Origin of the sequence: Bacillus sp. AFS017336, assembly GCF_002555445.1 — a bacterium.
GTDB lineage: Bacteria > Bacillota > Bacilli > Bacillales > Bacillaceae_G > Gottfriedia.
In genome coordinates this window covers 100,571-113,416 of the sequence record NZ_NUCO01000009.1, presented here as the reverse complement: position 1 = coordinate 113,416, position 12,846 = coordinate 100,571, and the positions used below count along the sequence as shown (strand labels likewise).

The window sequence follows — 12,846 nt, the reverse complement described above, 5'->3', positions numbered from 1 at the left end:
AGTAAAATGGATCAACTCTCCGACTTACTTTACTCTGTTTTTCTTAATTTAACCTTAAAGTTTTACAAATGATCAATTTAAATAAGCCGTTAACATCCAAACATGCTTAGCAAGCTTTTCTCGAATTGTTAATAATAAATCATGGGTTACAGAATCAGATTCAAGCTCTGCAATTTCCATACCATCTTTTAATTCTTCAATTAAGTATTTAAAGTCTTTAACAATGTCCTGTACCATTTCATCAGCAGTAACATTTGTATTCGCTTCATTTATACATGAAGTATCAAGATATTCTCTCACTGTTCCAAGTGGCTTTCCACCAATTATTAACACTCGCTCCGCTAGCTCATCAATATGTAAACTCGCCTCGTTGTAAAATTCTTCAAATTTAGTATGTAGAGTGAAAAAATTTGGACCTTTTACATACCAGTGATAGTTATGCAACTTTACAAATAGAATATTCCAGTCTGCTATTTGCTTGTTTAGCACATCAACAGTCGTTTTTGAGATGGATGATGTTTCCATTAAAATACCTCCTCTAAATGATGTAAAAGATTAAAAAACCATATACACAATCTTAACTGATAATGACCGATAATAGTCATGGTAATATTTGATAGCTAAGACAACAATTAGTAAATTTAACGTTAAATTGGTAGGTAGCATTATATTAAAATAGAAAACCATCCAAAAGATGGGAAGTTCAAAAAAATAAGACTGCCAGAATTAGTTAAACTGGTCTGCTATTTATTGAACTTTGCTGTATTTAATTCATTTTGCGACTTTTGAAAGATGTGTAATTGTTTTTATTAACTTAGTTTTTGCAGAGTCTGAATATTCATAGGATATAGCCTTACCGTAGTAATACATAGAATCTTTTGCTTGGTAGTTCTTTGTTGTGTAATATTTTATAGCTGCACCATTATATAAAGCATTAAGTGTTGCTGTTGCCGCAGCCTTAGACCATGTTTTTTTAAGAAATTTTTCTGGAATATATGCAGATGCAAAACTGTATGTCCAATCACCTAAACTACTTATAACTTTTGAAGAACCAGTAAATGTATCAATTAATTTATAATTCATACTAACTCCTTCATTAACCACCACACGTGATTGTATTAACGGATGGCTTGGTGAGCCTTCTTCAATAATTGTTTTTGCCACAAGCTGTTGGTTTTCATCATATTCAGCAATCTCTGTCACACTAGAGAAAAATTCTTGTTCTTGTGCTTCTTCAATCGAGCTTTCTAATGCAGTATTTTCCTCTGCGTTTACTGTAAATGGTAAAGAGACCGTTAGTAAAAGTGCTGTAGTCATTGCAGTTAATTGTTTCTTCATTTTCTTTCTCCTTTTAATAGAAAAATATAATGTATAATCTAAAAAACGACTGTTAAATAAAGGTGGTAAGAATCTTGAAAAAATATAGGGTATTGATCATAGCCCTTTTTTTAATGATTTTATTATTTTTGATAATAAACACATTTGAATTGCTGAATGATCCAACACCTATAAGAAAAATAGGTTTTGTATTTTTTACAATGCTTTGGATTTACGGAATCTATCAAAATAGAAAATCATTAATGAAAGTAAGTGCTATGGTATTCTTTTATTTTTTACTAATGGTTTGGGGTAATATTATTTAAATAACGTAATTGTAACCTATAAAATATCGTTTTCTTTTCATAGATAAGGAATAATATTCCACGTTCAAAATTGGTACCATTTATTGGTGTCGTTTCAAAAACTTACTGATAAAATATACACTAAAAATAGTGGACGAGGATTCCATTTATTTACCGGAGTAACGGATAAAAAATGGAATCTCTTAATGCTTAAATCGTAAGACCGAATATTGATAAATTCACCAAGCCAAACTGCCTTGGTCTGAAATTAATATTAAGGTCTTTTTCTATTTATTTTCACAAAAAAAGGCACCCATCTGTCAGACATCCCGACAGATGAGGCACCCAGTTTACGATTTATAAAATAGCACGAATTTATGATTATTTAATTGATTGAAAGCACAAGTCAGTAGACCTAATTCATTTAATAAAACGAACACGCTTAAGTTATGAATGCAGATTTACATTGTGAGGGGAAAGCTTAGGATCAATTCTAACTGCATCATCCTCATTAAACGCATTTTTTAATACTAAGAAAAATGAACCAATCATACCTAAAAGAATAATCACGTAAAAGAAAAAGATGAGCACATCGTAAGCCATTGTAAATACCCCCTTCGAAAATTTTCTGTATTTTATATATATGATTGAAGAAAAGGACAGATAACTAAAATTCACAAAGTGTTCAAATTTTAGAGGAATATTTTGATTTGGGCTTGGGGTAACTGGGTGAAGGAGGGGGGGATAGGTACTTTGTGAGTGAAAGTGGTTCGGGCCCTAAAGGGGTGCTGCTTTGTGTTGAAATACAGTGTGGGGGGAAATTGAAAAAGCGGACACAGGGTGTACTTTGTGCATAAAACGTTGATTTTTGTGCGTAAATGGGTGGGATTTGTTCATAAAGTAGAGGTTTTTGTGCATAAAAGTGTTTCGGGGCTCTAAGGGGAGCTGCTGTGCGTTGAAATACAACAGGTGTATTTTTGAAAAATACGAACACTTGTTGAACTATATTGATAAAGTTGTGAACTTCGTTGATATAATGCTCAATCCCGTTGATAAAGTGCGGATTCCCGTTGATATAATGTACAATCCCGTTGATAAAGTGCAGATTCCCGTTGATATAATGTACAATCCCGTTGATAAAGTGCGGATTCCCGTTGATATAATGCTCAATCCCGTTGATAAAGTGCAGAATCACGTTGATAAAATGCTCAATTCCGTTGATATATGCCATCGGCCTTTAATTAAGTACTCATTTTATTGATATATCGCTAAAAAACTGGCCCAGTTCGAGAGTGTACTAACCAAAAATAAACAAAAAATCACAAGCTAAACTTGTGATTTTCAGTCTGAATTTATTTTTTCTTCCTATATAACTGTGTTAAGCTGCTTGATTTCGATTTTTCTTAACGTTAACAAGAATCGGTGCTGAGGAAAGCAAGATAATTAATAAAACAGCACTAATTATAAATGAAGGAACCATATACCAAGCGTTATATACTAATGAGTAAAGTGGAACCGGAGTGCCTTTTGGTGCGTATGAGCCGTAAAATACAACTCCTGCGATAAAGTGGCAGATGAAACGAGCTAGTGAGCCGATAAATGTTCCTATAATAATGTAAACTGCTGCGCTTGTTTTATTGCCGTTTGCTAAATTGTTTTTTATTTGTTTAAATACGAGACCTGCTAAGCCTATGCTTGTAAATGCTGCGATATAGTCTAAGAATATTTGTATTGGATGTACATAATAAGGTTTTGTGATTAGTTGTAGAATTGCTAGTAATAGTCCAGTAATTAGGCCTTGTTTTAATCCCCAACGGAAAGCAATTAAGAAAACTGGAATCATTGTTAGTGATACGGATCCTCCTTGAGGTGCAGTAAATAGTGGTAAGAAGTCGAATACGATTGCAAGTGCTGCACACATCGCTATTTCTGCCATTAATTGAATCTTTGATGTCTTCATTTATATTTCCCCCTTTATTCGTGGACAACTTATGTAGTGAAACACTTTTTTAGTGAGAGTCGTTTCCACAGTTTGGGATTTCGAGTTGAAGTACATAAAAAAGCAACACGGGTAGCATGATGATCCCAGTGTTGCTTTTCATCGTGCCACATCCCTACGTTAGTATTAACTAACAGGTTCGAAGGGTAAGAATAGCTATTCTATTCACTCTCAGCCAATTGGCTCCCCTTGTGGATCAGCGTACATTTAGTTGTCTCTACTAAATATAGTCAAGGTGGTTTAAAAATACAATTAATTTATCTGTAAAAATTAAATTTTTTACGCTTTAATTAAAATTATTTTTAAAAAGTAAGTGTAAACAGAGCTATTATGTAAAAAATAAGCATTATAACTTTTATCTTATTTATACTGTCCATAAATTATTCACAATAGCTTGCTTTTCATTTTAAAATATACCGTGGTAGAATGAATACGGAACAAACAGCTAATTTTTGGTAGAAGTGTAAATAATTTGAAGGAGACATCGAGATGATACAAGTATTATTTGTCTGTTTAGGTAACATTTGTCGTTCGCCAATGGCTGAGGCTGTTTTTCGTCATTTAGTGACAGAAAAAGGGTTAGAAAAACAATTTATGATAGACTCAGCGGGTACTGGGGATTGGCATTTAGGTCACCCTCCTCATAAGGGAACACAGGGATTATTAAGCGAAAAGGGTATAAATTGCGAGGGTATGAAAGCTCGAAAAGTGACAGATAATGACTTTAAATATTTTAGTTATATTGTTGCTATGGATGCACAGAATAAAGAGGATTTAATGAATTTAGCAAGAAATAATTGTATAGGAGAGATTTCACTACTTTCAGATTATGTTCCAGCATCAATGTGGAAGGAAGTGCCTGATCCATATTATACGGGTAATTTTAATGAAGTATATGACATCGTAACTGAAGGATGTTCACATTTACTTCAACATATTTTAAAGCAACACCAATTAACAGTTTAGAGGAGGATGTAGAATGTCAAAACGTAACAAAGCTTTACGCAATATTCTAGTCGGAGTCGCAATTGGTGCGGGAGTTTCCCTACTTAACAAGGAAAATCGTGAGAAAATCTCACGTAAGGGAAGAAGCGTTACAAACAAATTAAATCAAATTAAAGAGGATCCAGAAATCGTAAAAGGTGCTGTAAGAAATCAATTGAGAGTTGTTCAAAGCTCAGTTGAAAAATTAGAAGGCAATGTTCAGCTTGTAAAAGATAAATGGATCGAAATTAAAGATTCTACATTAAATAAGTTCGATAAAGGATCTTCAAAGGTTTCTGAGCAGGCTGTTGAGGCTGTTGAAGCAAAAATTGAAGATTCAATCGATCTAGAAGAAGGTAAATCGCAAATTTCAGCGACTTCTCATGAGGTAACCCACGAGAACGAATCTTCTGAAACAGATGAGCAGTTAGAAGCTTCTCTTGAAGGTATTGAAGATATTACTGAAGAAAATGCAGATGAAGTACAAGAAAAAGTTGAATCAATTTTATTGGCAGGTAATACATCTAAAGAATAACAATTGAAGGTGTCAATTTGATTAACAAAAAAAATTCTATTGTAGCATTTGGTTGGGATTTAACGAAAAAGTGTATGGAAGACGAAATAGCATCTCGTTCAGCAGAGCTAGCATATTATCTAATGCTATCTCTTTTTCCATTTCTAATTGTTCTAACACAGGTTATTACCTTTTTACCACTCACTACTGATGAAATTATGTCTTTCTTAAGTCAATACGCTCCACCAGATGCAATGGCAATTATCAAAAGTAATTTACAATTAATAATTGGCCAATCACATGGTGGCGTGTTATCAGTAGGGGTAATCGCAACACTTTGGGCGTCGTCTAATGGTATTAATGCAATCATTCGAGCACTAAATGATGCTTATAATGTAGAAGATAAACGAAATTACTTTGTTACAAGAGGGGTTTCGGTTATTTTAACGATTATTATGATTTTTGTGATCGTGTTTGCGTTATTAATACCGGTATTTGGAAAAGTTATTGCCAAATTTGTATTTGAATTTTTAGGTATATCAAATGATTTCCTTTATACTTGGAGCATCATTCGATGGACACTAAGTTTTGTGATTTTGTTAATTGTATTTACTGTTTTATATTCAATTGGACCGAGTAAGGTTGTCCACATTAAAAAAGTTTTCTTTGGATCACTTTTTGCAACTTTAGGATGGATTATTTCTTCGTTTGGCTTTGCCTTTTATGTAGATAATTTCGGCAATTTCACAAGTCATTATGGAAGTTTAGGTGGAATTATCGTTTTAATGATTTGGTTTTTCATATCGGCGATGGTTGTCATAATTGGCGGTGAATTAAATGCTCTAATCAAAGAACGACAATATGGCAAGATCAAACCTAAACCTAAATTAATTGACCCAAAACAGCAAGGTCCGAAATAGTTTCTTCTATAATAATGGCGTTTTCTTCCATGAGTAGTCTTTTTTTAAACAGGTAAACTAAAAAAGACTTCAATAAAGGGAGGAAAATAAGTATGAGTAACAATAAGAAAAATCATAATGATAAATCTAATAAGAAGCAAAAAAGTAGCTCTCATCCAAAGAACAAAACGAGTGGATCTGCAAACGGACATAATGATTATCATTAATATTTAGACTGAAGAGAAAATGCGCACTTTGCCTGCTTGCATTGCTCATTACCGTCAATTCAGTCAAAAAAACGCATCGTACAGTATGAGTACGATGCGTTTTTTTTAATCTCTTAATAATCTTAATGAGTTAAGGATAACTAAAATTGTACTACCTTCATGACCGATTACTCCATAAGGTAGGTCAATGATTTGTAGGAAATTCGAGCAAATTAGAAATGCGATTACGGTAAGCGAAAAGATAATATTTTGCTTTACAATTTTGTTCATACGTTTTGATAATGTGATCGCTTTTGAAATTTTTGTTAAGTCGTTTTTCATTAAAACTACATCAGCAGTTTCTAAAGCTACGCCAGTTCCGCCACCCATCGCAATACCAACATTAGCAGTCGCAAGAGCAGGTGCATCATTTATTCCGTCACCAACCATTGCTACTTGGCCATAGTTTTCTTTTAGCTTTTTAACAATCGATACTTTTTCATCCGGTAGACAAGATGCGAAGTATTCATTGATTTCACTTTCTGCAGCAATCGCTTTTGCCGTTTGTTCAGAGTCACCTGTAATCATGACTGTTTGAACACCTAGTTTATTTAAAGTAGATAAAGCCTGTTTTGACTCATTACGAACTAAATCTTTTAATGAGAAAATCGCAACGACTTGATCCTCAGTACCAACATAAACAATTGTTTTTCCTTCTTGTTCCCATTGTTGTTCAAAATGTAACAGGGGATTTTGTTTCATCGCAACGAATTCTTTTTTACCAACTTTGTATTCCGTACCATTTAAAATAGCAGAAACACCGAAACCAGGATGGTCATCAATTTGTTCGAAAGATGATGAAACAGTGATTCCTTCTTTCGTCGCATAATCAACAATAGCAGCAGCTAATGGATGAGTTGAATATCTTTCAATAGAAGCAACGATTGATAATAACTCAGTTCGATCTAAATTTTCCACTTTTTCAAAGCCTGTCACTTCAGGTTTACCAATTGTTAACGTACCAGTCTTATCGAACGCAATTGCTTTTAAAACAGCTAAGCGCTCTAAATGAATACCGCCCTTAACGAGAATTCCAGATTTTGCTCCATTTGAAATTGCCGATAATACAGCCGGTGTAATAGATGCTACAAGTGCACAAGGAGAAGCAACAACTAGTAAAATCATTGCTCGATAAAAAGTTGTCGTCCATGACCAATCCAATGCAAAATGCGGTAAAAACATCATAAACAGTACGACAATTAATACACCTTTAACATAAACCCCTTCAAATCTCTCAATAAATTGTTGAGAAGGAGTTTGCTCACTTTGAGCTGTTTGAACAAGATTAATGATTTTTTGGAAAAGAGTCTCATCACTGTGCTTAGTAATCTCAACAACAAGCGTACCCTTAATATTAATTGTTCCAGCAAAAACTTCATCCTTTAAATTTTTAACGACCGGAATCGATTCACCAGTAAGAGCTGATTCATCAACTAAAGTTTCACCTTTAATAATCTGACCATCAGCAGGAATACGCTCCCCAGCTTTAATCAAAATCGAATCACCAATACTTAAACTTTTAATGCTAACAACCTCTTCAACATCACCAACTAAACGAATCGCCGTTTGAGGCTGAATCGACAATAAAGAAGAAATCTCTTTATTTGTCTTATTTAACGTATACGTCTCAAGTGCGCCACTTAAAGCAAAAATGAAAATCAGAACGGCACCCTCAGTCCAATAACCAATTGCAGCCGAACCAACAGCAGCAATGATCATTAACATTTCTACGTTTAATTCCTTTTCAGCAATCGTATCCTCAATACCTTCCTTTGCCTTCGCATACCCACCAATACAAAAAGCTAAAACATATAATATAATCGACATCATCGAATGTTCTTTTGTTCCGAATGAAGCAACTAGAATTAAAGCACCAGAAACTAAAGCAGCAATTAACTCACCATGCTTTGAAAGAAACGTTGAAGACTCCACATGCTCGGCCTCATATGTAGTATGAATCGTTGAAACTTTTGGACTTGCCTCCATAATAAATACCCCTTTCATATTATCAATTGAGAAAAATAATCAAATTCACTACCCTTATAAAACGACGAAAGCTGCCGTCCTAGGACAGCAGCGTACATTTTATAAAGACTTACTATTTATTTAATCTCTAAGTTGTTTATTTACTTAATTAAAATTATTCTTATTAACTATATATTAACACATTAGTTTAATTGTGATGAAAAAATTTGCTTATTGGATTAAAAAATTTTTAATGTTTTTGATTTGGGGCGTGAGGGGGCGGGGGCGAACAGGGTGTGTCTTTTATTGATAAAGTTGTGAACTTTGTTGATATATGGGGTTTTTTTGTTGATATAGTACTGATTTTTATTGATATAAGCAGAGTTTTGTTGATATACATAAAACGGTCACATATCCAGACAGCTATATGCTACATTTCGTTAGATAATAGGTAGTATTAATAGTAATAAGAAAAGGAGTGGCCATTTTTGATAGTTAAAGAAAGAAAAATCCCTACGATGTTATTAAAATTGGAGGCGCTTTTGCGGAGATTGCCAAAAGAGCATTCAATGCGTCCAATAATTGAAAGTGATTTTATGAAGTTCAAAGCAGGATATAACGGGGAGAAGAAGATTGATTATTATTTAGACTTACTTCCAAAAAAGGAATATAATATCCTCCATAATATTAGAGTGAAAAATGAGGACAAGCATTTCTTTCAGATTGATACTTTAATAATTACAAGCAAATATATACTTATATTAGAAGTTAAAAACATGTTAGGAAATCTAATGTTTGAGAGAGACTTTAATCAATTTATTAGACTTATTGGGGAAAATGAAGAAAGTTTTCCTAATCCGATTTTACAAGTTGATCGTCACCAGGTGCAACTGAGGGCATTCTTTGATAAACATAAATTGGCAATCCCTCCTATCTACTCATTTATCATCATCAGCAATTCATCATCTGTAATAAAAACCACTCTTCGCAACTCACAAGTCCTTGAAAATGTATTTCACAAGGAACAACTACCTTTAAAAATTCAAAAGCTTAATGAAATCAAAACTAATCAAATAATTTCACCAAATCAATTAAGAAGAATTACAAAGACTATATTAAAAAACCATACTACATTAAATTTTGATGTGTTAGAAAAATACAATATTAATAAAAATGAAATTATTAAAGGCGTGTTTTGCCCGAATTGTACTACTAATATTATGAAGCGAGGACATGGTAGTTGGCATTGTAAGTGTGCTCATCAATCAAAAGATGCGCACATTCAAGCTATCTACGATTACGGCTATCTAATTAGTCATTTTATTACGAATTGTGAATGTAGAGATTTTTTACAGCTGTCCTCGAGTTCGAGTGCATCGTATTTGTTAAAGTCACTTAATTTGGCCAGAATTGGACTTAATAAAAGCTCAAAATACTTATTTCAATTTGATGATTAAATTGTAAAATGCGAACAGATTGTGGCTTTTATTGATAAAGCTGTGAACTTTGTTGATAAAGTACCATTTTTTGTTGATATAATCTTTTTTTTGTTGATATATTGCTCTTTTTTGTTGATAAAGTGCTTTCCTCCGTTGATATACGCCTTTTTATGTTGATATAATGCGCAAATCCGTCGATAAACTGCTCTCCTCCGTCGATATAATACACAAATTCATAAACAAAACGCCGATCCACTCCAAACACACCCTAAAAAGTAAAAACAAATAGATAGAATCCCCAAATAAATGATAGAATAGACTGTATTTATAGAGAGAAAAGGCATATGGAGGGAAGCAATGTCAGCTAAGAGATTTTTTACGCATCCTTTGGGAGTGATTGGGTCGGCGGTTGTTACGACTTTTTTGTGGGGGAGTGCATTTCCGTTTATTAAGTTGAGTTATGCGCATTTGCATATTGGGAAGAATGAGATTTGGAAGCAGATGATTTTTGCTGGTTATCGTTTCTTTTTGGCTTCTTTGTTGATTTTGGTCATTTTTACTTTAATAGGAAGAAAGTTAGCTTTTAGGCGAGATACTTTTTTTGTTGTGGGGAAAGTTGGGTTGTTTCAGACTTTTTTACAGTATGTGCTGTTTTATATAGGGTTGAGTTTTTCGACGGGGGTTCAGGGTTCGATTATTGCTGGGACTACTTCGTTTTTTCAGCTTTTGGCTGCGCATTTTATGTATAAGAATGATCGGTTAAATTTGCGTAAGATTGTTGGTGTAACGGTTGGGTTTGTTGGTGTTATTATCGTTAATATAACGAAGGGGACTCTTTCTTTACATTTAGGGATTGGCGAGATTTTGTTATTGTTTGCGATGGCTTTTGGTGGGTATGGTAATGTGCTTGCTAAGGAAGCTGCAAAGAAAGTGGATGTTGCTTATTTGACAGCGTATCAGATGATGATTGGGTCAATTGGTTTGTTGTTAATCGGGGGCTTTACGGCAGGGTTTTTCCCGTTCCAATTTGATTTGAGAACGTTTGGTATGTTAGTTTATTTATCGATGTTATCAGCTGTAGGATTTATACTTTGGAATAATGTCATGAAATATAATCAGGTTGGAAAAGTATCGATGTATTTATTTTTAGTGCCTGTTTTTGGGGTGATTTTATCATCAATCATGCTTAATGAAGTTTTATCGTATCTTGTATTTATTGGTTTAATGATGGTCACTTCAGGTATTATTATTGTTAATTATCAAAAGGAACAACGCAGTTCTCATATGAAGAGTGCTTCTTGAATAAAAGCAACTCCACTTTTAAATAATAAAGTGGAGTTGCTTTTTTTAGTTGAAGGGAGGTACATAGTTGTCAAAGTTTGATAAGACAATGAACAATGAAATTGAATCGGTAGTAGATGATGCTACTGATTTTAAGGTTTCCAATCGGAAAAAACGGAGAAATAGTGGAAGTTTTATCGTGTTTGTTGGGCCAGCTTTTCTAGTTTTTGCAGCTTTAGTACTAACTCCATTTTTGATGGGCTTGTATTATTCTTTTACTAATTGGAATGGGGTAGTTGGAAATATTCATTATGTTGGTTTTGATAATTATAAATACATATTTACGCAAGATGCGGATTTTAAGCAGTCTTTTATTATTACTGCAAAGTATACGCTTTTTACCGTTATCTTAACGAATTTGATTGGTTTTGGCTTAGCGCTGTTAGTTACAAAGGGGCTTAAAACAAGAAATATACTTCGAACAATTTTCTTCTTACCTAATTTAATCGGTGGGTTGTTACTCGGTTTTATATGGCAATTTATTTTTAATAAAGGTCTAACCTCATTAGGGGCAGCTCTAGGCATGGATTCTTTGATGCAATCAATGCTAGGCACTGCAAATGGGGCTTTTTGGGCAATTATTATCGTAGCAATTTGGCAAGGTGCCGGCTATATCATGATTATTTATGTAGCAGCGCTCCAAGGCGTACCTCAGGAATTGATTGAAGCGGCTCAAGTGGACGGTGCGGATCGTTTTACAACGTTAAGAAAAATCATTATTCCGATGGTAGCACCGGCTGTAACGGTTTGTTTGTTTTTAACTATTTCATGGTCATTTAAAGTATTTGATCAAAATTTATCACTTACTGGTGGCGGACCATTTAAATCAACAGAAATGCTAGCGCTAAATATTTACACAGAAGCATTTGTAAATAACCGTTACGGATTGGGAGAAGCGAAGGCAATTATTTTCTTCGTTGTTGTTGCAGCTATTTCAGTTCTCCAAGTGTATATCACTAAGAAGAGGGAGGTTGAAGCTTAGTGGAAAACGAGCGATATACTGGATTATCATTTTTGCTCGAGTTATTTGGAATAATTTTAGCGATTCTTTTTCTAATTCCTTTTTACTATGTATTAGGAAATTCGTTTAAATCATTTGCAGATATTTTACAGAACACATCTTCACTCCCAAAATCTTTGGATTTCACGAATTACTCTCAAGCCATTGTTGTTATGGACTTTTGGAGAGCACTTTTAAATTCATTAATTGTTACGGTTGCTAGTAATGTCGTGATTGTTTTATTTTGTTCGATGGCAGCTTATAAACTCGTTCGTACAAAACATAAAGTTTCTACGATCATTTTCTTCATTTTTGTAGCAACAATGGTCATTCCATTCCAATCGATCATGATTCCACTTGTAAAAGTTGGGTCTATATTTCATTTAATGAATAGTCATTATGGGCTTGTTGTTATGTACTTAGCATTTGGATCAGCACTTTCTATTTTTCTTTATCACGGTTTTATAAAAGGGATTCCAATTGAACTAGAAGAAGCGGCAATTATTGATGGTTGTACTCCGTTTATGGTTTTTTGGAAAGTGGTGTTCCCTTTACTAAAACCAATTACCGTGACAATTGTTATTTTAAATACTTTATGGATATGGAATGATTTCTTACTACCATCACTTGTGTTGCGAGATGAAGAACTACGTACGATTCCACTCGCTACATTTTATTTCTTTGGCGCATATACGAAACAATGGAATTTAGCACTTGCCGGACTAGTATTAGGCATTTTGCCATTATTGATCTTCTTCTTTGCGGCACAAAAACAAATTATTAGAGGAATCACTAGCGGTTCAATAAAGTAGGAGGA

14 protein-coding genes and 1 riboswitch are annotated in these 12,846 nt (G+C 33.7%); of the genes, 8 read left to right on the top strand and 6 right to left on the bottom strand.

Annotated elements, in window-relative coordinates; all coding sequences use genetic code 11:
- Nucleotides 1-72 precede the first annotated feature (72 nt).
- Both CN601_RS04060 and CN601_RS04055 read right to left on the bottom strand, forming a co-directional pair.
- On the bottom strand, nt 73-525 hold the full coding sequence (locus CN601_RS04060) for a Dps family protein (protein ID WP_098170164.1): 453 nt from the start codon (nt 523-525) through the stop codon (nt 73-75).
- A 246-nt stretch (nt 526-771) separates the two neighbouring features.
- Nucleotides 772-1,338 carry a hypothetical protein gene (locus CN601_RS04055; protein WP_098170163.1) on the bottom strand — a complete coding sequence of 189 codons (567 nt, stop codon included), beginning with the start codon at nt 1,336-1,338 and terminating at the stop codon, nt 772-774.
- A 74-nt stretch (nt 1,339-1,412) separates the two neighbouring features.
- Between CN601_RS04055 and CN601_RS04050 the strand changes: the two genes are divergently transcribed.
- On the top strand, nt 1,413-1,643 hold the full coding sequence (locus CN601_RS04050; protein ID WP_098170162.1) for a hypothetical protein: 231 nt from the start codon (nt 1,413-1,415) through the stop codon (nt 1,641-1,643).
- A gap of 426 nt (nt 1,644-2,069) precedes the next feature.
- Here the strand turns inward: CN601_RS04050 and CN601_RS26810 are convergent, their stop codons facing one another.
- A complete protein-coding gene (locus CN601_RS26810; RefSeq protein ID WP_179865431.1) occupies nt 2,070-2,225 on the bottom strand; it encodes a hypothetical protein in 156 nt (51 codons plus the stop codon).
- Nucleotides 2,226-3,000: 775 nt separating this feature from the next.
- On the bottom strand, nt 3,001-3,582 hold the full coding sequence (gene thiT / locus CN601_RS04040; RefSeq protein ID WP_098170160.1) for an energy-coupled thiamine transporter ThiT: 582 nt from the start codon (nt 3,580-3,582) through the stop codon (nt 3,001-3,003).
- A gap of 134 nt (nt 3,583-3,716) precedes the next feature.
- A riboswitch (TPP riboswitch) is annotated at nt 3,717-3,821 on the bottom strand.
- A gap of 289 nt (nt 3,822-4,110) precedes the next feature.
- Between thiT and CN601_RS04035 the strand changes: the two genes are divergently transcribed.
- Genes CN601_RS04035 through CN601_RS04025 form a run of 3 tightly spaced genes read left to right on the top strand, consistent with a single transcriptional unit; the run spans nt 4,111 to nt 6,039 of the window.
- The gene (locus CN601_RS04035; RefSeq protein WP_098170159.1) at nt 4,111-4,587 is read left to right on the top strand and encodes a low molecular weight protein-tyrosine-phosphatase; all 477 of its coding nucleotides are present in this window, start codon (nt 4,111-4,113) and stop codon (nt 4,585-4,587) included.
- A 13-nt stretch (nt 4,588-4,600) separates the two neighbouring features.
- Nucleotides 4,601-5,140: a hypothetical protein gene (locus CN601_RS04030; protein ID WP_098170158.1), complete on the top strand. Its 540-nt coding sequence runs from the start codon at nt 4,601-4,603 to the stop codon at nt 5,138-5,140.
- Nucleotides 5,141-5,157: 17 nt separating this feature from the next.
- Nucleotides 5,158-6,039 carry a YihY/virulence factor BrkB family protein gene (locus tag CN601_RS04025; RefSeq protein WP_257131603.1) on the top strand — a complete coding sequence of 294 codons (882 nt, stop codon included), beginning with the start codon at nt 5,158-5,160 and terminating at the stop codon, nt 6,037-6,039.
- Nucleotides 6,040-6,350: 311 nt separating this feature from the next.
- Here the strand turns inward: CN601_RS04025 and CN601_RS04020 are convergent, their stop codons facing one another.
- The gene (locus CN601_RS04020; RefSeq protein WP_098170157.1) at nt 6,351-8,270 is read right to left on the bottom strand and encodes a heavy metal translocating P-type ATPase; all 1,920 of its coding nucleotides are present in this window, start codon (nt 8,268-8,270) and stop codon (nt 6,351-6,353) included.
- Nucleotides 8,271-8,737: 467 nt separating this feature from the next.
- Between CN601_RS04020 and CN601_RS04015 the strand changes: the two genes are divergently transcribed.
- Nucleotides 8,738-9,706, top strand: coding sequence for a nuclease-related domain-containing protein (locus CN601_RS04015; protein WP_098170156.1), 969 nt, complete (start codon nt 8,738-8,740; stop codon nt 9,704-9,706).
- A 28-nt stretch (nt 9,707-9,734) separates the two neighbouring features.
- On the opposite strand, the gene CN601_RS26485 is transcribed toward CN601_RS04015, so the two are convergent.
- Nucleotides 9,735-9,944 carry a hypothetical protein gene (locus tag CN601_RS26485; protein ID WP_142317300.1) on the bottom strand — a complete coding sequence of 70 codons (210 nt, stop codon included), beginning with the start codon at nt 9,942-9,944 and terminating at the stop codon, nt 9,735-9,737.
- Nucleotides 9,945-10,045: 101 nt separating this feature from the next.
- Here CN601_RS26485 and CN601_RS04010 point away from each other — a divergent pair, with 101 nt between their 5' ends.
- The 3 genes from CN601_RS04010 to CN601_RS04000 all read left to right on the top strand — a co-directional run bounded on the left by CN601_RS04010 (nt 10,046) and on the right by CN601_RS04000 (nt 12,841).
- Entirely contained in the window at nt 10,046-10,990 is a 945-nt protein-coding gene (locus tag CN601_RS04010; protein ID WP_098170155.1) for a DMT family transporter, read from the top strand.
- 88 nt (nt 10,991-11,078) lie between these two features.
- The gene (locus CN601_RS04005; RefSeq protein ID WP_098170216.1) at nt 11,079-12,011 is read left to right on the top strand and encodes a carbohydrate ABC transporter permease; all 933 of its coding nucleotides are present in this window, start codon (nt 11,079-11,081) and stop codon (nt 12,009-12,011) included.
- Nucleotides 12,011-12,841, top strand: coding sequence for a carbohydrate ABC transporter permease (locus CN601_RS04000; RefSeq protein ID WP_098170154.1), 831 nt, complete (start codon nt 12,011-12,013; stop codon nt 12,839-12,841). The genes CN601_RS04005 and CN601_RS04000 overlap by 1 nt, the downstream gene beginning before the upstream one ends.
- Nucleotides 12,842-12,846 lie beyond the last annotated feature (5 nt).